The organism is Actinoplanes sp. G11-F43, assembly GCF_050589265.1.
Lineage (GTDB): Bacteria > Actinomycetota > Actinomycetes > Mycobacteriales > Micromonosporaceae > Actinoplanes.
On the sequence record NZ_JBNZCE010000028.1, the window covers coordinates 57,772 to 83,063 of the forward strand.

A 25,292-nucleotide genomic window follows, 5' to 3' on the forward strand; every position below is an offset into this window, starting at 1 on the left:
GGAACAGTCCTCGTTCGCGTTACCTCGATGTCCGATGACTGACTCAGCGGCCCGCACACCCCGGACCTTGACCCCGACGTAACGTCATGGTTTGCCATAACGGTCATGAACCGCGTGCCGATCGCCTATCTCACCTCCTACGTGCTGTCGATGCTGGGGAACTCCATCGCCGGTGTCGCGCTGCCGCTCCTCGTCCTGCAGATCACCGGCAGTGCGCTGGCCACCGGGGCCGTGGCGGTCGCGTCGGCGCTGCCCGCCGCGGTGGCCGGGCTGATCATGGGGGTGGTGATCGACCGGATCAACCGGCGTACCGCTTCGGTGCTCACCGATGTCGTGTCGGCGCTGTCGGTGGCCGCTCTGCCGTTGGTGGACGCGACCGCCGGGCTGGCGGTGGGATGGTTCGTGCTGTTCGCGGTGATCGGGTCGTTCGGGGACGTGCCGGGGCTGACCGCCCGCGAAGCCATGATCCCGGGGGTGGTGCGGGCCGGGCGGATGAGCGCCGAACGGCTGCTCGGGCTGCGGGAAGCACTCGGTGCGCTGGTCATGCTGGCCGGGCCGGCCGCGGCGGGCACGCTGATGGCGGTGCTGGACGGCACCACCGTCCTGTGGATCACCGCGGGCACGTCGGCGGCGGCCGCCGCGGTCACCATGCTGATCCCGAGGCAGGCCGGGGAGATCGGGGCGGCGCCGGAGCGGATCCGGCTGCGGGACGGCTGGCACACCCTGGTCCGGTCGCCGTTCCTGCGCACCACCACCCTGGTCAGCATGAGCCTGATCCTGGTGATCAGCGCGTTCCAGGCGCTGGTGCTGCCGGTGCACTTCACCCTTGAGGGCCGGCCGGAACTGCTCGGGTTCGTGCTCAGCGCCCTCGCCGTCGGGCTGCTCGTGGGTGGCGGGACCTACGCGGTGCTGGCCGGCCGGGGCCGCCGGCGCACCTGGTTCGTCACCGGGCTGCTGATCGCCGTGGCCGGGATCGGGGTGCTGGCCACTCTCGCCGAGCCGTGGGTGGTGTTCGCCGGGGCGGCGCTGGTCGGGCTGGGCAACGGACTGTTCGGCAGCCTGATGGGGGTGCTGATGGTGGAGCGCATTCCGGACGACGTGCGCGGCCGGGTGATGGGTGTGCAGAACTCGGCGATCACGCTGGCCCCGGCGGCCGGCATGGGTGGCGCGGCGATCCTCACCGAGAACTCCGGGGTCGGTGTCGCCGCCGCGGTCCTCGCCGTGATCTGGGCGGTCACCGGCGTGATCGCCCTGTGGGTCCGCCCGCTGCGCGATCTGGAGCGCACGGACAGCTTCAGCGCCGGGGGTGCCGTGTCCGAAGACAACCACGCGATGTGACGCCCTCCCGGCGCGCGCGATCGCCGGTTCGGGTGCGGACATCTGCGGGTCGCCGGGCGCGGACCGGGAGAAACGCTGACCTTGGAGGCGCGTCAGACCACGGTGCAGACCTTCCAGCTGGACAGGTCACTGAGTTCGAAGTGAAACGACCTGGTGGTACGGGCCGCCGGCTGACCGTTCGTCTTCATCGTCGCGGCGATCGTGACGTCGGCGCTCGCCTCGATGCCGGTCACGGTCTCCCGGTACGAGGTGATCTCCACCTGGAGCGCGGACCGACCATGCTGAGCCCGGATGGCGTCGAGCTGGGGCCGCCAGTCGAGTAACGCGTGCCCGAGCGGCCCGCTGCACGTCAGGCGGCTGGCTTCGGCGTCGTCCGGTTCGATCAGGGTGGCCCGGACGTAGGCCCGCACCACCTCCTCCGGCTCCTCGTGGTCACCGAACAGGCTCTGCAACGGGCTGCCACAACAGATCCACAGCACCACGAACGGCACCGCGATCGCGGCGAGCCAGGCGCCCGGTGCGTTCGGGGGCAGGCCCGCCTTCTCCCGCCTCCACCGTTCGACGTTTTCCGCGCGCTGCCGGTTGATCTCCGGGTCCGGGTGCCACACCATCCGCTCCGATCGCCGCCGGGCTTCTCCTCGCCCGGACCTGACGGACCGCGGGGCTCGTAGGCTGGCCGTCGTGAACAGCGGTGAGATCGCCCGTGCGGCCGGGGTCAGCGTCCGCACCCTGCGGCACTACCACCAGGTGGGGGTGCTGCCCGAGCCGGTGCGCCGGCCGAACGGCTACCGGGAGTACTCGGTCCGTGATCTGGTCCTGCTGCTGCGGATCCGGCGGCTGACCGAGCTCGGTATCCCGCTGGACGAGATCCCGCCGCTGCTCGACGACCCGGGCCGGGCCGACAGTGTGCTCGACGACCTGGACCGGGAGCTCGCCGGACAGATCGAACGCCTCACCGAACGGCGGGCGGTGATCGCCCGGCTGCGCGCGGCCGGGGCCGGCCCGGACATCCCACCGGATCTGGCCGAGCTGGTCGCGGTCACCGGCCCGGACATGCCACCGGACCTGGCCCGGCACGACCGGGAGATGATGCTGCTGCTGCATCACGGTCTGGACGACCACGGCCGGGAGGCGATGCTGGATCTGGTCGGCCGGGTGGTGGATCCGGCGCTGCTGCCGGAGGCGAACGAGCTGGCACTCCGGTTCGCCGCGCTGGGCCCGCACAGCACCGCCGAGGAGATCGACGAGCTGGCCGACTCCTACCACCGGACGCTGGGCCATCTGGGTTACGAACGGTTCGAGAGTGTCGACGTGCGGACCGGGGCGCTGGTGGTGGCGTACCAGCAAGCGGTCTTCAATCAGGTCCAGCGGGATTTCCTGGACCGTCTGGGAAGCGGGGCCCCCGGTCCGGGGACCCCGCCGTCCGGCGCCTAGGTCAGCGGGCGTCGGCCAGGGCGGCCAGGGCCTGGGCCGCGACGAAGTACTTGTTGCGGCCCAGCTCACCGATGGTCTTGACGCCGAGGGCCTCGCGGATCAGCTTGCCGCCGTTCGCGCTGACGCCGGCCAGCGCCTCCACCGGCGCGTCCAGGATCTCTTCCAGGGACTTGTCCTGGTAAGCCTTGTCCAGAACCTTGCTCAGGTCGGCGGTGACAGCCACTTTTCCTCCGATGTCGACAATGGATCTTCCGGCCGGGGAGCTTAACGGATCTTGACCGGGTGGCCCTCAGGGGTCTCCCCCGACTGAACGGAGACTCACCATGAGCAGCCGCGACGAACTTCTCGCCGCCGAGCACCGCCTGCAGCAGGCTCAGCGGGACGGCGACGTGGCCGCCCTGGACGCGCTGCTCGACGACGCCCTGGTGGCGATCGGGCCGGACGGCACCAGGTTCGGCAAGGCCGACGACCTGGACGCCTACCGGACCGGTGGCTCGGTGGTGGAGAGCCTGGTCGAGGAGGATCTGGAGGTGGTGGTGTCGGGGACCACCGGGGCCACGTTCGCCCTGTGCACGGTGCGCGGGACCCTCGGAGGCGAGCCGCTCACGGCCCGCCTCCGGTACGCGCGGACCTGGGCGTACGACAATGAATGGCGGATCGTCGCGGCCCAGATCTCGGTCAGCTGAGCAGCCGGCCCAGATTCTCCGGGGCGAAGAACTCGGCCGGTGACGTGACGCCCGAGTTCAGCCGCATGAAGGCGTCCATCTTGTCGGGCTTGCCGGCGATCGCGCCGACCAGGGCGACCATCTGCTCGTCCGGCGGCTGCAGCGACGCGATGCCCAGAGTCATCTGGTAGTGCGGCATGGCACGGGCGTCGCGAGCCGTCTGGTAGCCGGGCAGGTCACCGGCGGCGATCGCGTCGGCGAGCAGTTCGGCGTCCAGGAACGCGTCGGTGATGCCCTGCGCGGTGATGTAGTCACGGCTGTAGCCGGCGTCACCGACCAGGGCCCAGCCCGGCCCGTACGGCACCCGGAAGTAGTTGTGCACCGACGCCCCCACCCAGCGGCTCTCCTGCTTGGCCTCGGCGAACCGCTCCGCCCAGCCGGGTGCGGTGGCGAACATGGCGGTCATGGTGGCGTCGATGTCGTTGCGGTGTGCGGCCAGTTCCTCGTACGGCCACCCGCCGATCACCATGGTCAGGTCGTCGTTGGTGGGGCAGACCGCCCACCCCCGGCCGGGCCGGCTGTACGCCTCGAAGGTGTCGGTCGGCAGGTTGCTGAAGTACGCGTAGTAGCCGACGGTGAGCGGGGGCCGGTCCTCGTACGCGGCCGCCCCGACCGCCTTGGCCACTGTGGAGTTCCGCCCGTCGGCGCCGACCACCAGCGGCGCGTGCGCGACGGTGCCGTCCTTGCCACGGATCCCGGTGACCGTGCCGTCGTCGCCGGTCAGGATCTCCTCGACGGTGTAGCCCTCGCGCACCTCGGCTCCGGCGGCGGCGGCCGCGTCGAGCAGGATCTTGTCGAGCAGGACACGGCGGGGCGCGTAGGCGTACGGCTGCTCGGGGGTGCCGGGTTCACCGGCCAGGGTGACCGGCCCGAAGTCGAAGGAGTACCGCCCGACCGGCGGCACCCCGGTGGCCACCACCTGGTCGAGCAGGCCCCAGCGCTGGAGCGCGGAGACACCCGGCGGATGGAGCACGTGGGTGGAGACGGTGTCACTGGGGAACGTGTCCCGGTCCACCAGCAGCGTCCGCAGCCCACGCCGGGCCAGCAGCATCGCGAGCGGCGACCCGGCACAGCGGGCCCCCACCACGATCACGTCGTATGTCGTCATGAATTCTCCTTGGCGATCTCCAGGCCATAGTGGAGTCTTGTCGGGCGACTGTCGATGGGCCATGAGGGGGAAGAGTGCCGAAACGGCGGTGGATCGTGACCGGGGTGGTGGCCGGGCTGCTGGGGCTGGTGATCGGCGGGACGGTGTTCGCGGCGCCGGCGATCGCGGCGATGGCCTGTCCACAGTGCTACGGCCTGGGCAGTCGCGGGGACGGGGTCTACAGCGATCGGGACGATCCCGCGCACCGGACGATGGTCGCGGCGGCGGAGCGGCGGGTGGCCGCCTTCTACGGGGAGCGCACCTCGGACGCCCGGGTGCTGATCTGCTCCACCGCCGAGTGTTACCGCGGGATCGGCGGCGGTGGGGAGAAGGGCCGCGCGTTCGGTCGCTGGGCGCTGATGCTGTCGCCGGACGGGGCCGACGAGACCATCGCGTCGCACGAGCTGGCCCACATCGAGATGCATAAGAGACTGGGATCGTCGTACGACCGGGTGCCGCGCTGGTTCGACGAGGGCCTGGCCGTGGTGATCTCCGACGACGAGCGCTACCTGAAACCGGCGGGCGAGCCGGACCGGTGCCGCGTCCCGTACGAGGAGGCGGCACCGGTGACCGAAGTGGACTGGGCGACGGCGACGGCCGGCGGCAGCGACCGTGGTTACCTGCTCGCGGCGTGTGTGGTGAGCCGCTGGCTGACGGAGAACGGCGGCGCCCCGGCGGTGCTGACCGCGATCGAGGACCTGCGCGAGGGCCGCGCGATCACGCCGTGACCCGGGCGTACCGGGGCACGTAGTCCTGTCCGGAGATCTCGGCGATCGCGGCCACGATGGCGTCGGTGGCGGCCCGGCGGTCGCGGGCGCTGTCCGGGTCGGTGCCGATCGCGGACAGCTGGACCGGCTTGCCGAAGACCACCCGGACCCGGGCCGGGCGGGGCACGATCGAGCCGGGCGGCAGCACCCGGTCGGTGCCGAACATGGCCACCGGCACCACCGGGGCTTTCGACTTCAGGGCCAGCCAGGCCACCCCCGTCCGGCCGCGGTAGAGCCGGCCGTCGGGTGACCGGGTGCCCTCCGGGTAGATGCCGAACGCGGCGCCCTTCTCCAGCACCTCCAGGCACGAGTCCAGCGAGCGGACCGCGGCCCGGGTGTCGTCCCGGTCCACCGCCACCTGCCCGTCCCGGCTCATGAACCAGGACACCAGGCGGCCCCACGGCCCCCGGCCGGTGAAGTACTCCGCCTTCGCCATGAAGGTGACGTGCCGGCCCAGGGCCATCGGCAGGAACGTCGAATCCGTGACCGACAGGTGGTTGGAGGCCAGCAGCACCGGCCCGCTCGCCGGCACGTTCTCGGCGCCCTCCACCCGCATCCGGACGACCCTCTTGACCAGTTCGTACACGTGCCAGCCTCTCCCTCGCGCTCGTTCTGCTTCTGCAACGACTCTTCAGACGCCGCCGATGCTCTGACTGATCGCCTCGATCAGGGCGGTGGCGATCACCGGGCGGTCGTTGTCGACGTGGATGACCGGTCCGACGCCGAGCGGCCCGGCCTCGGCCATCCACTGCGGCTGGTCGTAGAGCTGGGGCCGGCGGGCCAGGGCCAGCTCCGGCGGCACCGAGCACCAGATCTCGACCACGCTCACAGCGCCGCAATGGGTGATGCCCTCGGTCACGAACTCCAGGTCGCGGGGCCGGAACCACCAGCTCTCCAGGATCACCACACCGGGGGTGGCGGCGGCCAGCTCCCACATCACCGCGGCGGCGACCGGCCCGAAGGCGTCCGGCGGCACCCCGGGTGCCGCCTTCGCCATCGCCTCCTTCAGGGCGTCCTTGCCGATCAAGGGTACGCGGAGGGCAGGCGCGAGTCGCCCGGCGAGAGTGCTCTTGCCGGACCCGGGAAGACCGTTGACGAGGATCAGCCGGTGGGCCACGGGAAGAATGCTGTCAAACGCGCGCTCCCCGGGACACCGTTCAGCCGGACAAGAGTGAGTCCTCTCCGGCCACCGCGGCCCGCCAGGCCAGCTCGGAGCGGGTGTTCCGGCGGTGCGGGACGAGGACCGGACGGCCGATCACCCGTCCGAGGTCGCTGACGAAGTCGTCGATCACGTCCCGCTGCACCCCCGGCATGCAGATGATGTGGCACAGGTCCCCGTCGGTGGAGAGCACCCAGCCGAACTCGGACACCAGGGACGGCGGGGGCGTCTGCATCACCACGGTGAACGCGGCCGGATGCCGGTAGACCGGCCAGCCGAGTGCGCTGATGCGTTCCACCGCGTACGCCGCCACCGTCCGGGCGCGTTCGGCCCGCTCCTGGTGGCCGTTGCGGCCGTACATCGCGATCGCCGCCCAGAGCAGGGCGGACGCCTGCCCGCAGCGGGAGCCGGAGATGGTGCTGTCCACCGTCGCGACGTAGTTGACGTGTTCGCCCTTGGACACCCGCACGCTGTCGCGCATCACCACGACACCGCACGGGATGGGCGTACCCAGGAATTTGTGCCCGGAGATGGACACGCTGTCGACCGGGCTGCCGGCGCCCAGCCCGAGCATGCCGTCCAGGGCCAGCGGGATCCCGGAGAGCGCGGCGTCGACGTGCACGTGCCGCCGCGCCACCCCGTAACCGTGCAGGATCGCCTCGATCTGGTCGGTCTGGTCGACGGCCTCCCAGAGCGTGGTGCCGGCGGTGGCCACCACGATCGCGGGACGGCTGCGGTTGCGGGCCACCAGGAACTCGAAGTGCTCGTAGTCCATCTCGCCGTACCGGCCGTCCTCGACCAGCACCACGTCCGACGGGTGCAGGCCGAGCAGGTCGCCGGTCTTGCGGATGGAGTAGTGCGAGGCGTGGGTCAGATAGAGCACCGCGTCCGGGTAGCGGTCACGCGCTACCCGCAACGCGGCGATGTTGCTCTCCGTACCGCCCGAGGTGACATAGCCCCACCTGTCGCTCTGTGGCAGGCCGACCAGGTCGGCGAACCACTGGACGACCTCGACCTCCAGCGAGTTGGTGTGCGCCTCGCCGCCGGGCGCGGTGGACGGATCGCCGACGTTGTTGAACAGCCGGCTGAACAGTCCGCGCGTCCGGGACCAGTCGATGTCGGTCGCCGCGGGGAACCCGATGGTCCGCCGCTGCGCCCGGTTCGCCCTGGTCACCAGGGTGTCGATGACGGCCTCGACGTCGATCATCGCGGGGGCGCGCCCCAGCTTTATCGCCTCGGCCCAGTCCTCCGGCGGTATGACAGAGGGTGTCACATTTTCACCAGACCTGACCGTTGGGATTGAGATGGTCGCCCAGCGTCTTGGCCAGATCCAGGAACGCCGGCCAGGCCTGCCGCAGCTGGACGCCCAGTTTGTCCGGGACGTTCTGGGTCACCGAGTAGATCTGGGTGGCGTCCAGCGGCTGGTTGCAGATCAGGTCGTTGCCCCGGCCCCGGCGGGTGTCGTCCCGGATGACCCGGATCTCCGACCCGTCGACGAGGCGGATCGCCCCCTCCCCCGGCACGTAACTCATCGCCTGGAGACTGCTGATGCCGGAGCTCTGCAGCACCGGGACCACCTCGTACCACTGGCGGGCGTCGGTGTTGAGCGTCTCCATGCCGAGCCCGACGAACCGGGCCGGCTGGTCACCACGCTCTATGTCACCGACGTTCACCATGAGGAAGTCCGGATCCCGGGGGTCCCACTGGCGTTTCTGCTTCTCGTGCTGGGTGATGAAGGTTTCCGCGGTCGCCTTCATCCCGGTCAGGAACGCCAGCAGGTTGTCGTACTCCGGGCCGGAGTACCCCCATCGCGACGCCGACAGCACCTGGTAGCCCAGATGCTGGCTCGGCGCGTCGACCACGAAGAACAGCGTTATCCCGTGCGGCGCCAGCGGCTGCTGCTTGTTGTTCAGCCGTTCCAGCGCCCGGGTGACGTGGATGGCGTTGGTGCCGCGCAGGCTGGTGCCGGCACTGTGCCGCAGGTACGCCCAGCGCCGGTCGTCCGGACTCGGACCGGCGTTGTTGCGTTCCCACTGAGCGGCCACCGGTGGGGACGGCGGCTGCTGCCACGGGGGTTGCTGCTGCTGTTGCGGATACTGCTGCGGGTACTGCTGTGGTTGTTGCGGGTACTGCTGGGGGTACCCGCCGCCCTGGGATGGATATTGCGGCGGGTACCCCGACGGGGGGTAGCTCTGCTGTTGGGGGGCAGTGTCGGGTCCCCAGGGTGGGGTCTGAGGACTACCGTCCCAGGACGGCTGGGCATGTCGGCCGGACGGGTTGTACGACATGGGGCGGGGGGCTTCCCTTCTCAGGGGGTCAGAGGTCGATCCGGTCGGGCACCGCGTAGACGCTGGGAACGCCGTGACTGATGCCGTCGTAGATCTGTGGCTTCGACCGCTTCAGAGCGGCCGCTCGCCAGGCCCCCGCCAGGGCCGCGGCGATGAGCAGTGCCGGTACGGCGTACGGCAGCAGCGAACTCGACGACATGCCGAGCAGCTGGTCGAGCTGGAGCAGCATCGTCACCAGGATGGCGATGCCGAACGCCACCCCGAACAGCGGAGCGGCGGTGGTGACCAGGCCCTTCTCCCCCGAGTCGGGGGTGCGGGCGAAGTAGCGCAGGGCGGACGCCCCGGCGATGATCAGCAGGGACAGCAGGCCCATGGCGCCGAGGGTGGACGCCCAGGCGAAGAGGGTGGCCTGCGGGTCGGCGCCGAGCACGGCGAACACCGCGACGACGACGGCGGCCAGGATGTTCTGGGCCCGGCTGGCGCCGACCGGGGCGTCCGCCGCGGTGCCGCTGCCGGTCTTGTAGAGGTACTGCGGGAGGACCTGCTCGCGGCTCATCGCGAACGCGTACCGGTTGATGATGTTGTGGAAGCTGATCAGCGAGGTGAGGATGGCCAGCACCAGGACGACGGTGCCGGCGATGCCGACCACCGGGTGGAGCTTGTCGGACAGCACGGTGAGCGGCAGGTTCGGGTCGTTGCCCGCGGCGGCGGCCACCTCGGACGCGCCGGTGGCGGCCTCCAGCGCCCACGCGGCAGCGGTGTAGACCGCGATCAGGGTCAGCGCACACGCCATCATGCCGCGGCTGATCGCCTGGCCGTGCCGGCCGGCGCCGCTGTCCTCCTCCTCGATGAAGGCGGCCATGCCCTCCGGGCCGGTGTACGCGGCCAGGGTCAGCGCGACCGCCAGGCCGAGACCGGGGACGCTCAGACCGGCCGGGTCGAAGGCGGCCACCGGGATGCCGTCACCGGCCGGGGAGAGGAAGCCGACCACCACGAAGAGGCCGACGACCACGAACGACAGGATCAGCACGCCCAGGATGATCTGGGTGGAGAGCACGATGCGGCGGGTGCCGAGCACCGTGACGACCGCGATCGCGGCCGCCGCCCAGAACCACCAGGCGGCGAAGCCGGTGATGCCGGACATGATCGCGCCGAACAGGCCGTAGAGGCTGATCTGCAGGGCGTTGTAGGCGAGCAGGGCGACGAAGCCCGCCGCCACACCGGGCGTGGCGCCGAGGCCGCGCGCGGTGATCGCGTAGTAGGGCGCGGAGTGGGGCACCGCGCGGACCATGGCCGCGTAGCCGACCAGAAGCAGGGTGACCACCGCACCGACCAGGACGAACAGCAGGGGAAGCGCGGTGGCCTCGGATCCTGCGTAGGTCGCGACGATACCGCCGACGAGCACGACCATGGGTGCCGATGTGGTGGCGCCGAGGGCCCATGCGGCGCCCGCCGTCACCGTTCGGCGAGCCATAGCCGCCGCTACTGTAGCCATGAGTTTCTTATCTCCTGAGGGGGGATCGGGAGTTCACCGTTCGTCCTATGTGGACGAACAGCGAGCAGGATAGAACGCGCTTTCCGATCTCCCCGAAGGGGGCGGGACCGCCCCCTAGATCAACAAGCCCGATGCACCTTACGCGGAGATACCCCGGTATGGCTATCAGTGGGATTCAATGCGCACGGTGGGCGGTTAGCACCGTTGTTCACGTTCCGTCACCAACATGCTCGATAGGCCGACTCGACCTCACCAAAGAGCTCGCGGAGAGAAGATTCGATACGGCCCCCACCTGGCGCCCATCCATTTACCTATCAGTAGCCTTAACGCATCGTCACGACGCACAGGTGTTCGATAGATACTTACCGTGACAGCAGTCGGATAGATGCGGTTGATCACTTTTGAATATCGCTCGGAAACCGCCATCCGAAGTTGCCTTCTCGTGATCTCAACGCCCGCGGACTTCCGCACAAACGAGATCGGCCCACCGCTCACATGAGCGGTGGGCCGATCTATTCGGATTCAGCCGTCCGGGCGACCTCAGCAGGTGCCGTCGACGACCTTCGCGTCACCGGACGTGGAGGCCGGGACGGTCAGGCAGACGACGCTGCTGCCGGAGGTCACCTGCGCCTTACGGGCGCCGACGACCTTGACGGTGACACCGGGGATGTCCATCTCGGCGGCGACGTCCTTCAGGTGCGCCTGCGGCTTGCCGCCATCGGTCAGCGCCTTCAGCACGACCTGCGAGCCGAGCAGATCGGCCCAGGTCTTGGCGTCGCCACCACCGAGGCCGGTCGGGGCGCCACCACCGGCAGCGGCACCGATCGACTCGATGATCTTGGTGACGTCGAGCTTCGTGGCGTCACCCGGGGCGGCGATGTCGGCGCCCTCGGCGACGTCGACCCGCAGCGTGGCCCGGCCGGTGCTGCCCTCGACGAACTGCAGGAAGTCGATCTCGAACGCCTTGAACGTCCCGTTGTCGACCCACAGGTCCAGCACGATCGGCTTGTCGGCCGGGGCCTTCTCCAGCTCCGAGCCGAGCGTCTCGTTCAGCATCGAACCGGTGCCCTCACCGGCCAGCTTCGCCGCCGCCTCGATGAACCGCTTGCCCTCGGTCCACGCCTTCACCGTGGAGGTGGTGGCGACCAGGTGCGTCTTGTCCTTCTCGTCGCGGACGATCTCGGCGCCCTCGAGCAGGTTGGTCGCGCTGGTCTTCAGCTCGGCCGCGAGCTTCTCGCTCTGCTCCGCGTCGGCGGCGGCAGCGCTCGGCGCCACACCGGTGGTGGTCTCGGCGAACTTCTGCAGCTCCTTGGCGTCGACCGAGACCCAGCCGCCGGCGATCAGGGTGTCGATGCCCGGGATCGCGGTACCCATCTCCTTGGCGACCTGGTCGACGTCGGCCTGCGTGCCACCGAACTTGGTGACCAGGTCGTTGACCGGCACCTTGACGTAGGCGATCTGGTCGACCACCCGGACCTCGGCGCCGGTCACACCGTCGACGGTGGCGTTGATCAGGGCCTTGTCGTCGGCCACACCCTCGCCCGCCTTGTCCCAGGCGATGGTGAACGACGAGTTGTAGAGCTTGCGGAGGATCTCGGCGTCGTCCTCGGAGAAGGTGCTGTCGTCCTTCTTCGCCAGGGCGATCAGGTCGTCGACGTTGCCGCCCGCCTTGACGGTGAAACCGGACTTGCCGGTCGCACCGAGCTTCTCCGCAGCCTGGCGCAGTTCGAGTTTCGGCTCGAGCTGCTGGAACTGGTTCGCACACCCGGCCGTGACGGCGAGGGCGGTGACACCGGCGAGAGTGCCGGCCAGAAAGCGCTTCATGCGCGGAGATCTCCATTCGAGGGGCTACGCGACACTCCCCCGTGCCGCGGTTTGGGAGTGTAGGACCATCTATCAACGGCCCGCGCGCCCATTACCTCTCCCGGGTCGCCCGGCATTCACCACACTTTCGCTGACCAGCGCCGATCCGGCTGATCGACGGGAATCTCCGACCGATCAGCCATTAACATCAATGACGTGCGTCACGCTTTGACGTACTCCGCGAGATGTTCTCCGGTAAGCGTCGAGCGGCTCGCGACAAGATCCGCCGGAGCGCCCTCGAAGACCACCAGTCCGCCGTCGTGCCCGGCCCCCGGGCCGAGGTCGACGATCCAGTCGGCGTGCGCCATCACCGCCTGATGATGCTCGATCACGATCACCGACTTGCCGGAGTCGACCAGCCGGTCCAGCAGGCCCAGCAACTGCTCGACGTCGGCCAGGTGCAGACCGGTGGTCGGCTCGTCGAGGATGTAGACGCCACCCTTCTCCCCCATGTGGGTGGCCAGCTTGATCCGCTGCCGCTCGCCGCCGGACAGGGTGGTCAGCGGCTGGCCCAGGGTCAGATAGCCGAGGCCCACGTCGGCCAGCCGTTTCAGGATGGTGTGTGCGGCCGGCAGCTTCGCGCCGCCCTCGGCGAAGAAGCGTTCCGCCTCGGTCACCGGCATGGCCAGCACCTCGCTGATGTCCTTGCCGCCGAACTCGTAGTCCAGCACCGACGCCGCGAAACGCTTGCCCTCGCACTCCTCGCACGGGGTGGCCACCCCGGCCATCATCGCCAGATCGGTGTAGATCACCCCGGCGCCCTTGCAGGTCGGGCAGGCGCCCTCCGAGTTGGCGCTGAACAGGGCCGGTTTCACCCCGTTGACCTTGGCGAAGGCTTTGCGGATCGGTTCGAGCAGGCCGGTGTAGGTGGCCGGGTTGCTGCGCCGGGAACCCTTGATCCCGGTCTGGTCGATCGCCACCACCCCGTCGCGCTTGGCGACCGAACCGTGGATCAGCGAACTCTTGCCGGACCCGGCCACCCCGGTCACCACCACCAGGACGCCGAGCGGGATGTCGACGTCCACCCGCCGCAGGTTGTGGGTGTCCGCGCCGCGGATCTCCAGGGCGCCGGACGGCGTACGGACGGTGTCCTTCAGCCGGGACCGGTCGTCCAGGTGCCGGCCGGTGATGGTGTCGCTGGCCCGCAGCCCTTCCACCGTGCCCTCGAAGCAGATCGTGCCGCCGGCCGTGCCCGCACCCGGCCCGATGTCCACCACCCGGTCGGCGATCGCGATCGCCTCCGGCTTGTGCTCCACCACCAGGACCGTGTTGCCCTTGTCGCGCAGGCGCAGCAGCAGGTCGTTCATCCGCTGGATGTCGTGCGGGTGCAGGCCGATGGTGGGCTCGTCGAAGACGTATGTGACGTCGGTCAGCGCCGACCCGAGATGCCTGATCATCTTGGTGCGCTGGGCCTCACCACCGGACAGGGTGCCGGCCGGGCGCTCCAGCGACAGGTAGCCCAGTCCGATCTCGACGAACGAGTCCAGGGTGTGCCGCAGCTTCTCCAGCAGCGGGGCGACCGACGGCTCGTCCAGGTCGCGCACCCAGACGGCCAGGTCGCTGATCTGCATGGCGCACGCGTCGGCGATGCTGATCCCCTTGATCTTCGAGGAACGGGCCGCCTCCGACAGCCGGGTGCCGTCGCACTCCGGGCAGCGGGTGAAGGTGACCACCCGCTCGACGAACGCCCGGATGTGCGGCTGCATCGCGTCGACGTCCTTGGCCAGGAACGACTTCTGGATCGAGGGGATGAGACCGGCGTACGTCAGGTTGATGCCGTCGACCTTGATCTTGGTCGGCTCCTTGTACAGCAGGTCGCTCAGTTCCCGCTTGTTGAACTTGCCGATCGGCTTGTCCGGGTCGAAGAAGCCGCTGCCCCGGAAGATCCGGCCGTACCAGCCGTCCATGCTGTACCCGGGGATGCTGATCGCACCCTCGTTCAGCGACTTGCCCGCGTCGTACAACTGGGTCAGGTCGAAGTCGTTGACGTTGCCCCGACCCTCGCATCGTGGGCACATGCCGCCGGTGATGCTGAACTCGCGCCGCTCCTTGACGGTGCCGCCGTTCTTCTCCAAGGTCACCGCGCCGGCGCCGGAGATCGAAGCGACGTTGAAGCTGTACGCCTGAGGCGAGCCGATGTGCGGGTCACCGAGCCGGCTGAACAGGATCCGCAGCATCGCGTTGGCGTCGGTGGCGGTGCCGACGGTGGATCGCGGGTCGGCGCCCATCCGCTCCTGATCGACGATGATCGCCGTGGTCAGGCCCTCCAGCACGTCCACGTCCGGCCGGGCCAGCGACGGCATGAAACCCTGCACGAACGCGCTGTACGTCTCGTTGATCAGCCGCTGCGACTCGGCCGCGATCGTCCCGAAGACCAGCGAGCTCTTGCCCGAGCCGGAGACCCCGGTGAACACCGTGAGCTGGTGTTTCGGGATCTCGACGGAGACGTCCTTGAGGTTGTTGACCCGGGCGCCGTGCACGCGGATCGAGCGGTGGGCGGTCATTTCTGTCTCCGTCGCTCAGGTCAGCTGGTTGATACGCACCAGATTGCCCGCGGGATCGCGGAACGCGCAGTCACGCACACCGTACGGCTGATCGGCCGGCTCCTGCACCACATCCGCGCCGGTGGCCTGGAGCTTGTCGAACGCCTCGGTGAGATCGGAGGCGCCCAGGATGATCGCCGCGTAACTGCCCTTCGCCATCAGCTCGGCGATCACCCGGCGCTCGTCGTCGGTGATGCCCGGGTCGGTGACCGGCGGGTGCAGCACGATCGAGGTCTGCGGCTGGCCGGGCGGGCCGACGGTGATCCAGCGCATCTCGCCGTAACCGACGTCGTTGCGCACCTCGAAGCCGAGGCCGTCGCGGTAGAACTCCAGGGACTTCTCGGGGTCGTCGGCGGGCAGGAACGTGGAGTGGATGACCAGGCTGCTCATGCTCTCGATGCTAGAGACGGCCGGGCCGCCGCGGCTTCTCGATTCCTGACCGGGCGGGTCACCTGTTTGGTGACACATCCCGGCAGACCCTCGAGATCATCAACCCCGAGCTTGCGGTACGCGCCCGGCGAGATGCCGACCAGCTCGGTGAACCGGGTGGTGAAGGTGCCCAGTGACGAACAGCCGACAGCGAAACAGACATCGGTGACAGTCAGGTCGCCGCGCCGCAGCAGGGTCATCGCGCGCTCGATCCGGCGGGTCATCAGATAGCTGTACGGCGACTCGCCGAACGCCGCCTTGAACTGCCGGCTCAGGTGCCCCGCGGACAGGTGCACGTGCCGGGCGAGGGCCTCGACGTCCAGCGGTTGCGCGTAGTCACGGTCGATGCGGTCACGGACACGGCGCATCAACACGAGTTCACGTAAACGTGGGTCGGACACCCGGTGAGCGTACTACCGGAATTAGTGAAGTTTCCTTTATATTCACGCGCACCGATCTCAAGGAGGACGAGTGCGCAAGGTCGCCGCTGTCATCGCCGGAACCCTGCTGGCCGCCGGACTGACCACCCCGGCACGGGCCGCCCCCAGCCGGGCCGAGATCGCGCTGCGCTGGGCGCCGATCCACTACCAGGACGTCGACACCACCGGCGGGCACGCGCTCGGCGGCAAGAGCGACCACATCACCCGGTACGACTTCGACGGCAACCTGAACGGCCGCGACAACTGGGACAACACCGGAAAGAACACCGACGCGGCGGCCTACTACTCGGTCCTGGAAACCAGCACCCACTACTACCTCACATACTTCTTCTTCCACCCGCGCGACTGGATCGACCACCCGTTCTTCGAAACCGAACACGAGAACGACGGCGAGGGCATCCTGGAGATCGTCGAGAAGGACGGCTCCGAATACGGCAGCCTCAAAGCCGCGGTGACCGTGGCACACGCCGACTTCTTCTCCTACAAGCCGGCCGGCAGCACCTGGGCCGACGGCACCGAGACCATCGACGGCACCCTACGGTTCAAACCGTCGCCGCACGACGCGTTCCAGCATCCGGTCACCGCCCAGGAGCGCGGTGGGCACGGCTTCAAAGCCTGGCCGCAGTACGACATCAACGGCGACGGCATCGTCTACTACCCGTCGCTGACCGTCTCCGAGGCACCCGCGAACGCCGACGACCGGGACGTGCGCTACCAGCTGATCGACATCTTCACCCCCGGCGGCATGTGGGCCGAACGCGACAACACCAGCCTGTTCGCAGCCCTGGGCACCTTCGCCGGCGACACCAGCGGCGGCTGCGGATCAGGCACCTACCGGTGCAACGCCGACTCGGCGAACGCCCCCTGGGGCTGGGACGACGGCAACGACCAGGTGAACCGGGGCGAAATCGCCACCGACCCGGCCAAGCTGGCGGCGACGTACTTCAGCAGCACGGGAACCCTGTCCCGCACCTACACCCACAACCCGTATTCAGCGGCAGCCGCGGCCCTGAAGGCCGCCCAGTCCCTCCCAACCACAGTCGACTGACCACACGACATCCCGTCACAGCGGGTGGTGATTCACGAGCGGTTGCCATCGTGGGATCGGCGCTCTCCGAGTGCCCCGTTCACGATCGGTGACCACGGTGGGGCTCGTCGCGGATCACGGCTGTCGCGCCCCGTTCCGCCAGGCCGTCGGTCCCGATGGGCGACCGACGGCCTAGCGGATCCGGCCCCGGATCACGGCTGTCGCGCCTGTTTCAGCAGGCGATCAGTCACGGTGGGTAACCGACACGGCAGGCCTGGGCCCGGATGGTCGTTGTCGCGCCTGTTTAGGCAGGTAGTCGGTCACGGTGGGTAACCGACACGGCAGGTCTGGGCCCGGATGGTCGTTGTCGCGCCTGTTTAGGCAGGTGGCCGGTCACGGTGGGTATCCATGGCGGAGTGGGTGGTGCTCGGTATCCGCGCGCCGCTGTGGGTGGGCCGGGCACGAGGTTTACTGCCGGCGCCGGGCGGGTGGCGGGCTCGCCGTAGCGATCTGACGCCGGTTCGACCACACGATCGCGGACCGCCGCGCCTTACCTGGGCAGGCGACACCAGCGGAAACACGCACGGTCCGACCGAGACCTCCCGCCGGGGCCAAGAGAACACACGCTCCCACCGGGGCCGACGCACCCTCGCGGCCACATGCTGTCTGGACTGCGGCGCCTTGGCGGGCCCTGGGAGTCTGGTTCTCGGCTGCCCGATCACTCGCGGTCAATCCCTCGCGCGGGTAACCCATCCAGCCGAGATCTTGGCGGATTCACCACCTTATCGAGCCTTCTTCTCAGCTGTTGGCCCGCTCGCGGTCGATTCCTCGCGCGAGTGTCCGCCTTTCGGCCCCGCCCCGGCCGATCTTGGGGGATTTACCACCGTTTTCGGTGGTAAATCCCCCAAGATCTCTGCTGAGCGAGTCGCCCGCGCGAGGGATTGACCGCAAGCGATCAGGCGGCCGAGAGCAAGGCTCTATCCGGTGAAAAAGCCGCCAAGATCGGCAAGGGCGGGGCCGGAAGGCGGACACTCGCGCGGGAATTGACCGCGGATGGGCCAGCAGCCCAGAGGAAGACTCCTGGGCACCGACGCAAGCACACGTTCGGCGTGCATATGCCCGAACCGGCGTCAGACCACAACGGTGACCATGAAGCCACCCGGCACCGGCAGTAAACCTCGTGCCCGGCCCACCCGCAGCGGCGCGCGGATACCGAGCACCACCCACTCCGCCATGGATACCCACCGCGACCAACCACCTGCCGAAACGGGCGCGACAACCGCGATCCGGGTCCGGATCCGCCGAATCGGCCACCCATCGCGATCAACCACCTGCCGAAACAGGCCCGACAACCGCGATCCGGGTCCGGATCCGCCGAATCGGCCACCCATCGCGATCAACCACCTGCCGAAACAGGCCCGACAACCGTGATCCGGGTCCGGATCCGCCGAATCGGCCACCCACCGCGACCGACCGCCTGCCGGAAACCGACCAGCCTTACCGGAGACCGGCAAGACCTACCGGGACCGGTTGCCGCACGCGTGATCATCCGCTGGGAACGGCCGGACCAGCCGCGTTCGGAGCAACGTCACCAGTTCCGGTCGCCGCCCGCGCCGGTGCGACCAAGACGGCGCATGACCGGCAGCGGGCGGAAACGGGCGGTTCAGTCTCCGGCGGCCAGGCGGTGCAGGGTTCGTAGGGTTTCTGAGGCGGCTACCGGACCCAGGGCACCGAACGGGGTGTCCGGTGGGCCGGAGATGATCGCGGCACCCAGCTCGCGGGGTTCGTCCGTGTCGTAGGACATCGGGTCGTACCACGGGAAGAACTCGATCGTCACGGTGTGGCCGGACGGCCAGTCCCGGGACAGGGCGCCGTGCCCCTCGGTGAAACGCCAGCCCCGGGACGCCATCGCGTAGAGCAGTCCGGTGGCCGCCTTGGATCCGGCGAAATCGTCGATCCGGACGGCCGCCGCCTGCTCCGGCGACAGCGTGAACACCTCCCGTCTGAGCTGCGGGAACGGCTGCGACTGGTCGTAGTCGTCCAGGATCGCCGCCCAGGCCTGAGTGAGCGCGGGGTCGCCGGTGGCCGGATGGTACAGCCCGATCCTGGCGGTCTCGTCCAGCACCAGTTCGTCGTCCTCGACACCGGCCGCCGTCCGGTCCTCGGCGATCCGGAACGCCGGGCCGCCGACCACCCGCCAGATCAGGCCACGGGCGATGTGCCGGACCAGTGGGTGGTCCCGGATCAGGGTGCGGAAGTCAGCGGCCGTCCAGGAGCGTTCGGTCAGCATCGCCTCCTCCAGGGTGCGCAACCGTTCGGCGGCGATGTCCTTCACCTCCCGCTTCACCGTCTTGTACGCCTCCTGCGCCTCGGCGGCCCGCGCGGCGTCGTCGGTGGCGGCCGGGCGCGGCAGCCGGGTGAGCGCCCGGCCGTTCTCCTCGCGGATCTGCGGGGTGAGCCACGAGTCGAAGGTGACCACGAACCGGCGTGGACCGTAGTCGAGCAGCAGCCGGCCGTCGGCGCCCAGGTCCAGGTCGGGGACGATCCGGTCGGCCAGTTCGATGGGGGTGAAGCCGCGCGCCTCGGCGATCCGGTCCAGTTTGTCCTCGGCGAGCTTGCGGAAACCCTTCTGCTTCGCCTTGCGCGACACCCGCCGCAGATGGGTGAGCGCCACGTCGGAGCCGATCGCACCGAGCACCTCGATGCCGGTGCGGACCCGGGCTGCGGCGCCGAACGCCCACTCACCGAACAGCGCGGACACCGCCGGCACGGTGCTGTCGTCGCCGAGCAGGCCGAGCGCCAGCATGGCCTGTTTGTCGGCGCTCGGATGGTCGGCGGCCCGCCACTGGGTGAACAGCCCCCAGGCGAAGGCGGCCAGGCTCGCCCGGTCACACGCCTCCCGCACCTCGGCCAGACCGGGCTGCGGCGCGGTGAAGGTGGATCGCGCGATCAGGTCGATCAGTTCCCGCACGGCCGGCTCGGGCAGCACGGTCCCGTCGCGTAGCGCCACCCCGGGCAGCGCGCCGACGACCAGCCAGCCGGGCAGCCGCTTGGCCTTCACCCCGGTACGCAGTGCCGCGGGCACGTCCGCCAGGTCGGCGATCGGTGCGGACGAGGCGGTCTCGGCGAGAATCCGCTCCACCCGCTCCCGCGCGGCCGCCCCGAGAACACCGACCCCCGAGAAGGACAAATCGGGCAAGGAAAAAGAGGGCGAGAGGGAGGCGGGCAAGGAGGAAGCGGCCGACGAAGAGGCGGATGCGGGAGAGGCAGGCGAGGGCGTGGGCGAGGCGGGTGAGGGCGAGGCGGGAGAAGAGGAAGCAGGTGAAGAAGGGGTGGGCGCGGGAGAGATGGGTGAGGACGAGGCGGGCGAGGAGGAAGCAGGTGAAGAAGAGGTGGACGCGGGAGAGGTGGGCGAGGGCGGTGCAAGGGCGGCCGCCGCCGTCTCCGGGTGGGCGAGCACGTGGTTGCGCAGCACGCCGGCCACGACCCCGCGCCGATGATCGTCCTCGGCTTCCCATGACGCGAGCACACGGAGAGCCCGGGCCGGGTCCTTCTTCGTCAGTTTCAGCAGGGCGGGCATCACGTTCTTCCGGTCGGCCCGCTCGGCCAGCAGCCCCAGCGCCTCGTCGGTGCGGATCGCGGCCAGCCAGGTGATCGCCTGTTTGCGGTCGGCGGCATGGGAGAAGACCGTCGTATACCGCTCGCCCTTGTCCAGCCGGTCCGCCAAGCCGCGGCCGAGGCCCGCACCGTCGCCGAGCACCTCGTCGACCAGGGCACGGTCCTCGACCGGCAGACCGTCCAGGACGGCGGCGGGCACCGTGGCGATGACGTCCCGGTGGATCGGGGCGAGCCACGGCTCTCCCTCCGGCTGGGGTGGCCGATGGTCCTGGGCCAGCACGCGCAGAGTCCGTGCCGGGTCCCGGGTCAGCACACCGCTGCGCACGAAACCGGCGATGTGGGTGCCGAAGGACTCCGCGACGATCACCCGCACCGCCCGGTCGGCGGGGATCACGCCGAGGGTGGCGAGGGCCTCGTCGGTCAGGCCGGACGTGTAGCTGGAGCGGATGCCGGCCAGATCCCGGTACCACCGCCGCTCCAGGATCTCCATCAGGCCGGACCCGAGCACGTCGGCCAGGGTGCCGAGCATCCGGTCCGGGGGGAGCCAGTAGGAGTAGACGTCGGCCTGGCTCTCGCCGAGGGCACGGAACTGGGCGGGCGTGCCGGCGGCGAGCACGAGGAGCGTGAGCAGTTTGCCGGCCAGCCCGCGGCAGGGGCCCTCGGCCAGCGCGGCGATGTCGGCGTCGATCCACTCGGACCGGGCCGGCGCCAGGAACGACGTGACGACCCGCTGCGGAAGCGGTCCGGCACGGAACTCGCCGAGGGCGGTGAGGGCCGCGGCGTGATCATCGTCGGTGGCGGTCGCGAGACTGGCCCGGACGACCGTGGCGCAGGTGAAGACGGTCTGCACGTCCTCGTTCGTCCGCCGCGTTTCGGGATGGTTCCACTCGGAGGGGTCGAACGTCTCCAGGGAACGGGCGTAGACCGTCTCGTCCCGGTGGTCCGGGTGGAAGGTCAGCGTGATCATCTCGGCGACCGCGCGGGCCGCGAACGCCACCCCGCAGCGGGCCACCCAGGCCTCGGCGGTGAGGGTGCCGTTGTAGTCACCGGCCAGGAGGGCGGCGACCGCCGCCCCACGAGGGGTGACCTGGCCGCCCCGGATCCAGGCGGCCGCGAAGTCCAGACCCTCAGCACGCGGGCCGGGGTTGAACTCGGCGTCCTCGACGGTGCCGAACGATGGGTCGGCGAGCCGGCCGCTCAACTGCTCGACGGCGTCGGCGGGTGGCGCGGGCCACGGGACGGTCATCCCACCCCGGCGTGGGATGACCGTGCGCCGCCACTGGTCGGGGACCACCCAATCCGACATCAACCAACCTCCATCGGTCTCGATGCCGGAAGTCTAGGAGGGTGGTACGACAGAAAGTCCGGCCCGCGCGACGATCTGCTGCAACGCCGCCACGTGGCCGGCGAACGCCTCGTGTCCGCGGGTGGTCAGGCGGGCCGAGGTGCGGGGGCGTTTGGCCACGAAGGATTTGCGGATCTCCAGGTAGCCGGCCTCCTCCAGGGTGGTCAGCTGTTTGGAGAGCGCCGAGTCGGACATCGCCAGGCTGTCCCGCAGGAACTTGAAGTCGGCCCATTCGGTGGCGGCCAGCAGGCTCACCAGGGACAGCCTGGTCGGCGCGTGGATCAGGTCGTCGAATCCGGTCACCGGGGGCCCGCCAGCGGGCGTGACGTCATCAGGCCGCGCAGGTGGGTCATCAGGCGCGGGCCGCCGAACGCCATCCCGGCGGCGACCGGGAGCATGGCCAGGGTCGCCGGGAACGGCACGGTCATCGCCTCCAATGTGAACCCGAGGGCCAGACCGATGACGATCAGGACCGCGGAGAAGCCCAGGATGGTCAGGATGCCACGCGGGCCGATCAGGTCGAGCCGGACCTGCACTGTGGAGTGACGGACCACCCCGAAGATCACCAGACCGAGACCGATCACGTACGTCAGAGTGCCGGCTGCGATCAGCCACGGTGTCGCGCTCTCGATCGCGGCGGTGAACAGGATCATCAGGCCGCCGACGGAGGGCCAGAACCAGCCGGGCACCAGGTTGGAGTCGACGACCTGCTCGCGGCGGGCCTGCATCTCGGCGAGGGCGCGGGCGGCGTCGGCCGGTGGAATGGTCATGGCTTCCCCCTTAGGAATGTACTTGCCTACCAGGAAAGTATACGAGCACTTTCCTGGTAGGCAAGTAGTTTCCAGGACGGGTCGGCCCTTCCGCCGTGATCCAAACCATGCCAGGATTGGATCCAATCTTGCTGGGATCGTATGCCAACAACGATGGGAGGGCCTGTGCTCAAGCGCGAGGAGAACGAACGCATCACCCGCAGCGGGCCGGGCACGCCGCTCGGCCGGCTGATGCGCGCCTACTGGCAGCCCGCCGCCCTGGTTTCCGAGATGAGCCCGGAGCGGCAGGTCAAACCGGTACGACTGCTCGGCGAGGATCTGGTGCTGTTCCGCAAACCGGACAAGACCTGGGGTCTGGTCGGCCGGTTCTGCGCGCACCGCGGCGTCGACCTGGCCTATGCCCGCCACGAGGAGGGTGGCCTGCGCTGCCTCTACCACGGCTGGCTGTACGGGGCGGACGGCCGCTGCAAGGAGCAGCCGGCCGAGCCCGCGCACAGCCGGTTCGCCGACAAGGTGCGGATTCCGAGCTACCCGTGTGTGGAGCGCAACGGCATCGTCTTCGCCTACCTGGGTGAGGGTGATCCCCCGCCACTGCCGGGTTACGACGCGTTCGACGCTCCGGACGAGTACACGTTCGCCTTCAAGGGCATGTGGGAGTGCAACTGGTTGCAGGGCCTGGAGGGTGGCATCGACCCGAGCCACGTGAGTTTCCTGCACCGGTTCATCGACGAGGACCCGCGTGAGGTGTACGGCCAGCAGTTCAGCGAGATCGTCGAGGGCACCGGGCAGAAGCTGTCGAAGCTGGTGGGTGACTCGTACCGGCCGGACATCGAGGTGGAGGAGGCCGAGCACGGGCTTCGGGTGTACGCGCTGCGCCAGCTCACCGAGGAGGTGAAGCACGTGCGCATCACGAATCTGGTGTTCCCGAACGCGTTCGTGGTGCCGTTCGGCAACAGCAAGGTGTTCATCCAGTGGCATGTGCCGGTCGACGACTTCAGCCATTACTGGTACATGATCTTCTACGACTTCGCCGAGGAGACCGACAAGGCGACGCTTCTGGAGCAGCGGCTCAAGGAGGTGTCGCTGCCCGACTACCGCCCACTGCGCAATCGGGAGAACAACTGGGGGTACGACCCGGCCGAGCAGCGTGATCTGACGTACACCGGCATGGGTTTGGACATCAACGTCCACGACCAGTGGGCGGTGGAGAGCATGGGCCGCGTCCAGGATCGCACCGTGGAGCGGCTCGGGGTGTCGGATCGGGCGGTGACCGCCAACCGCCGGATGCTGCTGCGGGCGATCGAGTCGTTCGAGGACGGTGGGGCGCTGCCGGCCCGCGGCACCGATCTCTCCGGGCCGCTGGCGGTGGACACGATCGCGCCGACCGCGGACTGGGAGGCGACCTGGCGCCGCCGGGAGCAGGAGCGCCGGGACGCGTCTCCGTGGGCCGGAAGGCAGAGCGTTGCGCAGCGTGGATGAGCGGCCGGTCGCCGAGGGTGGTGGCGGCTGGGACGCCCGGCCGATGCTGGCGGCGGAGCGTGGCGGGTTCATCGACCGGCACGGTCTGTGGAGCAACGAGCAGTACGCGGCGGCCGGCCAGATCCGCCGGGTGATCGACGAGCTGGGCCTGGAGCTGATCCGGTTCTCCTTCGCCGACCAGCACGGGATCCTGCACGGCAAGACCCTGACCAGGGCGGCGGTGCCGGGGGCGCTGCGGGACGGGCTGACCGCGCCGAGTTCGCTGCTGCTGAAGGACTCGTCCGGCCGGTCGGTGCTGCCGGTGTTCACCGCTGACGCCGAGCCGGGTTTCGCCGGTGCCGGTGACGTGGTGCTGGTGCCGGATCCGGCCACCTTCCGGGTGCTGCCGTGGGCGGAGAAGACCGGCTGGGTGCTCTGTGACCTGCGGTTTCCCACCGGCGAGCCGGTCCCCTACTGCACTCGCACCATGCTGAAGGAACAAATCAAACAACTGACCCAATTTGGGTACGACATGACAGTCGGCGTGGAACTCGAATTCCACGTCTACACCGATAAATCCAGGACCGGCGGCCAACTACTCCTCGAAGAGGGGCTGGACGACTACGACGACATCGTGCAACTGCTGCAACGCGGCCTGCGCAGCCTCGACCTGCCACTCCGGTCGATCGAGCTGGAGTTCGGCGCCGACCAACTGGAGATCACCCTCCAGGCCGGCAGCGCCACCGAGTCCGCCGATCACGTCACCCTGCTGCGTTCGGCGATCCGGCAGATGTGCCGCCGCCGGGGCTATCACGCCACGTTCATGTCCCGCCCGGCCGGCGCGAAGACCGCCTCCACCGGCTGGCACCTGCACCAGTCGCTGCGCGAGCGGGCCACCGGCCGGGCCGCGTTCGAGCCGTCCGCCGACGAGACACTGATGTCCAGCACGGCCAAGCACTGGCTGGGTGGCCTGCTGAGACACGCTCCGGCAGCGGCCGCGTTCACCACGCCGACGGTGAACGGATACAAGCGCTACCTGCCATATTCGCTGGCTCCGGACCGGGTGTTGTGGGGCGCGGACAACAAGGGCGCGATGGTCCGGGCGGTGAGTGGCCGGCTGGAGAACCGGTCCGGTGAGCCGGCCGCCAACCCGTACCTCTATATCGCCTCGCAGGTGGTCAGCGGCCTGGACGGTCTGGCGAAGGCCCTGGATCCGGGCCCGCCGACCGAGAACCCGTACACCACCGAGGCGGTCCTGCTCCCGCAGTCCCTGGGCGAGGCGATCACCGCGCTGGAGGCCGATCCGGTCTTCGCCGCGGCTCTAGGTCAGAAAACGATTGATTGGTACGCCCGGATCAAGCGCGAGGAGTTCGCCCGCTATCTGGCGCACGTCTCCGACTGGGAGCAGCGCGAATACTTCGACCTCTTCTGAAGCCCGTTTTCCGA

The 25,292-nt window shown here is 69.5% G+C and carries 22 protein-coding genes; 7 read left to right on the forward strand and 15 right to left on the reverse strand.

Features of this window, described 5'->3' with window-relative positions; genetic code table 11:
- The first annotated feature begins 105 nt into the window (after positions 1-105).
- Positions 106-1,338: an MFS transporter gene (locus ACQ0O7_RS31280; RefSeq protein WP_430787305.1), complete on the forward strand. Its 1,233-nt coding sequence runs from the start codon at positions 106-108 to the stop codon at positions 1,336-1,338.
- A gap of 92 nt (positions 1,339-1,430) precedes the next feature.
- On the opposite strand, the gene ACQ0O7_RS31285 is transcribed toward ACQ0O7_RS31280, so the two are convergent.
- A complete protein-coding gene (locus ACQ0O7_RS31285) occupies positions 1,431-1,949 on the reverse strand; it encodes a hypothetical protein (RefSeq protein ID WP_430787307.1) in 519 nt (172 codons plus the stop codon).
- 70 nt (positions 1,950-2,019) lie between these two features.
- Between ACQ0O7_RS31285 and ACQ0O7_RS31290 the strand changes: the two genes are divergently transcribed.
- Positions 2,020-2,772: a MerR family transcriptional regulator gene (locus ACQ0O7_RS31290; protein WP_430787309.1), complete on the forward strand. Its 753-nt coding sequence runs from the start codon at positions 2,020-2,022 to the stop codon at positions 2,770-2,772.
- A 1-nt stretch (position 2,773) separates the two neighbouring features.
- Here the strand turns inward: ACQ0O7_RS31290 and ACQ0O7_RS31295 are convergent, their stop codons facing one another.
- Positions 2,774-2,995 carry a hypothetical protein gene (locus tag ACQ0O7_RS31295; protein WP_430787311.1) on the reverse strand — a complete coding sequence of 74 codons (222 nt, stop codon included), beginning with the start codon at positions 2,993-2,995 and terminating at the stop codon, positions 2,774-2,776.
- A 100-nt stretch (positions 2,996-3,095) separates the two neighbouring features.
- On the opposite strand from ACQ0O7_RS31295, the gene ACQ0O7_RS31300 reads away from it, so the two are divergent.
- Positions 3,096-3,458: a nuclear transport factor 2 family protein gene (locus tag ACQ0O7_RS31300; protein WP_430787313.1), complete on the forward strand. Its 363-nt coding sequence runs from the start codon at positions 3,096-3,098 to the stop codon at positions 3,456-3,458.
- On the opposite strand, the gene ACQ0O7_RS31305 is transcribed toward ACQ0O7_RS31300, so the two are convergent.
- Positions 3,451-4,605 carry an FAD-dependent oxidoreductase gene (locus tag ACQ0O7_RS31305; RefSeq protein WP_430787315.1) on the reverse strand — a complete coding sequence of 385 codons (1,155 nt, stop codon included), beginning with the start codon at positions 4,603-4,605 and terminating at the stop codon, positions 3,451-3,453. The genes ACQ0O7_RS31300 and ACQ0O7_RS31305 overlap by 8 nt on opposite strands.
- A gap of 74 nt (positions 4,606-4,679) precedes the next feature.
- On the opposite strand from ACQ0O7_RS31305, the gene ACQ0O7_RS31310 reads away from it, so the two are divergent.
- Positions 4,680-5,372 carry a hypothetical protein gene (locus ACQ0O7_RS31310; protein WP_430787317.1) on the forward strand — a complete coding sequence of 231 codons (693 nt, stop codon included), beginning with the start codon at positions 4,680-4,682 and terminating at the stop codon, positions 5,370-5,372.
- Here the strand turns inward: ACQ0O7_RS31310 and ACQ0O7_RS31315 are convergent.
- The 9 genes from ACQ0O7_RS31315 to ACQ0O7_RS31355 form a co-directional block, all read right to left on the reverse strand.
- Positions 5,362-5,997 carry a lysophospholipid acyltransferase family protein gene (locus tag ACQ0O7_RS31315; protein ID WP_430787319.1) on the reverse strand — a complete coding sequence of 212 codons (636 nt, stop codon included), beginning with the start codon at positions 5,995-5,997 and terminating at the stop codon, positions 5,362-5,364. The two genes, ACQ0O7_RS31310 and ACQ0O7_RS31315, sit on opposite strands and share 11 nt — an antisense overlap.
- A gap of 45 nt (positions 5,998-6,042) precedes the next feature.
- Positions 6,043-6,528, reverse strand: coding sequence for an AAA family ATPase (locus ACQ0O7_RS31320; RefSeq protein ID WP_430787321.1), 486 nt, complete (start codon positions 6,526-6,528; stop codon positions 6,043-6,045).
- Between the two features lie 40 nt (positions 6,529-6,568).
- On the reverse strand, positions 6,569-7,843 hold the full coding sequence (locus ACQ0O7_RS31325; protein ID WP_430787323.1) for a histidine decarboxylase: 1,275 nt from the start codon (positions 7,841-7,843) through the stop codon (positions 6,569-6,571).
- Between the two features lie 4 nt (positions 7,844-7,847).
- A complete protein-coding gene (locus tag ACQ0O7_RS31330) occupies positions 7,848-8,615 on the reverse strand; it encodes a hypothetical protein (RefSeq protein ID WP_430787325.1) in 768 nt (255 codons plus the stop codon).
- A 271-nt stretch (positions 8,616-8,886) separates the two neighbouring features.
- Positions 8,887-10,332 carry an APC family permease gene (locus ACQ0O7_RS31335; RefSeq protein ID WP_430787327.1) on the reverse strand — a complete coding sequence of 482 codons (1,446 nt, stop codon included), beginning with the start codon at positions 10,330-10,332 and terminating at the stop codon, positions 8,887-8,889.
- 561 nt (positions 10,333-10,893) lie between these two features.
- Positions 10,894-12,177 (reverse strand): hypothetical protein, encoded by a 1,284-nt coding sequence (locus ACQ0O7_RS31340; protein ID WP_430787329.1) that lies wholly within the window; start codon positions 12,175-12,177, stop codon positions 10,894-10,896.
- A gap of 200 nt (positions 12,178-12,377) precedes the next feature.
- A complete protein-coding gene (locus ACQ0O7_RS31345; RefSeq protein WP_430787331.1) occupies positions 12,378-14,720 on the reverse strand; it encodes an ATP-binding cassette domain-containing protein in 2,343 nt (780 codons plus the stop codon).
- 15 nt (positions 14,721-14,735) lie between these two features.
- Positions 14,736-15,149, reverse strand: a complete 414-nt coding sequence (locus ACQ0O7_RS31350) for a VOC family protein (RefSeq protein ID WP_430787333.1) — start codon at positions 15,147-15,149, stop codon at positions 14,736-14,738.
- Positions 15,146-15,556: a helix-turn-helix transcriptional regulator gene (locus tag ACQ0O7_RS31355; RefSeq protein WP_430787335.1), complete on the reverse strand. Its 411-nt coding sequence runs from the start codon at positions 15,554-15,556 to the stop codon at positions 15,146-15,148. Before ACQ0O7_RS31355 ends, ACQ0O7_RS31350 begins: the two co-directional genes overlap by 4 nt.
- A 103-nt stretch (positions 15,557-15,659) precedes the next feature.
- On the opposite strand from ACQ0O7_RS31355, the gene ACQ0O7_RS31360 reads away from it, so the two are divergent.
- On the forward strand, positions 15,660-16,676 hold the full coding sequence (locus ACQ0O7_RS31360) for a hypothetical protein (RefSeq protein ID WP_430787337.1): 1,017 nt from the start codon (positions 15,660-15,662) through the stop codon (positions 16,674-16,676).
- A gap of 1,642 nt (positions 16,677-18,318) precedes the next feature.
- On the opposite strand, the gene ACQ0O7_RS31365 is transcribed toward ACQ0O7_RS31360, so the two are convergent.
- The 3 genes from ACQ0O7_RS31365 to ACQ0O7_RS31375 are packed head-to-tail and all read right to left on the reverse strand — an operon-like array spanning position 18,319 to position 22,388.
- Positions 18,319-21,579, reverse strand: a complete 3,261-nt coding sequence (locus tag ACQ0O7_RS31365; RefSeq protein WP_430787339.1) for a DUF4132 domain-containing protein — start codon at positions 21,577-21,579, stop codon at positions 18,319-18,321.
- A 33-nt stretch (positions 21,580-21,612) separates the two neighbouring features.
- Complete coding sequence (locus tag ACQ0O7_RS31370; protein ID WP_430787341.1) at positions 21,613-21,921, reverse strand: winged helix-turn-helix domain-containing protein; 309 nt, start codon at positions 21,919-21,921, stop codon at positions 21,613-21,615.
- Positions 21,918-22,388 (reverse strand): hypothetical protein, encoded by a 471-nt coding sequence (locus ACQ0O7_RS31375; protein ID WP_430787343.1) that lies wholly within the window; start codon positions 22,386-22,388, stop codon positions 21,918-21,920. The genes ACQ0O7_RS31370 and ACQ0O7_RS31375 overlap by 4 nt, the downstream gene beginning before the upstream one ends.
- Before the next feature lie 165 nt (positions 22,389-22,553).
- On the opposite strand from ACQ0O7_RS31375, the gene ACQ0O7_RS31380 reads away from it, so the two are divergent.
- Entirely contained in the window at positions 22,554-23,867 is a 1,314-nt protein-coding gene (locus ACQ0O7_RS31380; protein WP_430787345.1) for a Rieske 2Fe-2S domain-containing protein, read from the forward strand.
- Entirely contained in the window at positions 23,860-25,278 is a 1,419-nt protein-coding gene (locus tag ACQ0O7_RS31385) for a glutamine synthetase family protein (protein ID WP_430787347.1), read from the forward strand. Before ACQ0O7_RS31380 ends, ACQ0O7_RS31385 begins: the two co-directional genes overlap by 8 nt.
- The last annotated feature ends 14 nt before the right edge of the window (positions 25,279-25,292 follow it).

What these genes read in the sequence shown, in the direction of transcription:
- ACQ0O7_RS31285 (WP_430787307.1), bottom strand. Translation starts at nt 1,949, where the DNA reads ATGGTGTGGCACCCGGACCCGGAGATCAACCGGCAGCGCGCGGAAAAC.
- ACQ0O7_RS31305 (WP_430787315.1), bottom strand. Translation starts at nt 4,605, where the DNA reads ATGACGACATACGACGTGATCGTGGTGGGGGCCCGCTGTGCCGGGTCG.
- ACQ0O7_RS31375 (WP_430787343.1), bottom strand. Translation starts at nt 22,388, where the DNA reads ATGACCATTCCACCGGCCGACGCCGCCCGCGCCCTCGCCGAGATGCAG.
- ACQ0O7_RS31280 (WP_430787305.1), top strand. Translation starts at nt 106, where the DNA reads ATGAACCGCGTGCCGATCGCCTATCTCACCTCCTACGTGCTGTCGATG.
- ACQ0O7_RS31340 (WP_430787329.1), bottom strand. Translation starts at nt 12,177, where the DNA reads ATGAAGCGCTTTCTGGCCGGCACTCTCGCCGGTGTCACCGCCCTCGCC.
- ACQ0O7_RS31365 (WP_430787339.1), bottom strand. Translation starts at nt 21,579, where the DNA reads ATGTCGGATTGGGTGGTCCCCGACCAGTGGCGGCGCACGGTCATCCCA.
- ACQ0O7_RS31355 (WP_430787335.1), bottom strand. Translation starts at nt 15,556, where the DNA reads ATGCGCCGTGTCCGTGACCGCATCGACCGTGACTACGCGCAACCGCTG.
- ACQ0O7_RS31345 (WP_430787331.1), bottom strand. Translation starts at nt 14,720, where the DNA reads ATGACCGCCCACCGCTCGATCCGCGTGCACGGCGCCCGGGTCAACAAC.
- ACQ0O7_RS31335 (WP_430787327.1), bottom strand. Translation starts at nt 10,332, where the DNA reads ATGGCTCGCCGAACGGTGACGGCGGGCGCCGCATGGGCCCTCGGCGCC.
- ACQ0O7_RS31350 (WP_430787333.1), bottom strand. Translation starts at nt 15,149, where the DNA reads ATGAGCAGCCTGGTCATCCACTCCACGTTCCTGCCCGCCGACGACCCC.
- ACQ0O7_RS31300 (WP_430787313.1), top strand. Translation starts at nt 3,096, where the DNA reads ATGAGCAGCCGCGACGAACTTCTCGCCGCCGAGCACCGCCTGCAGCAG.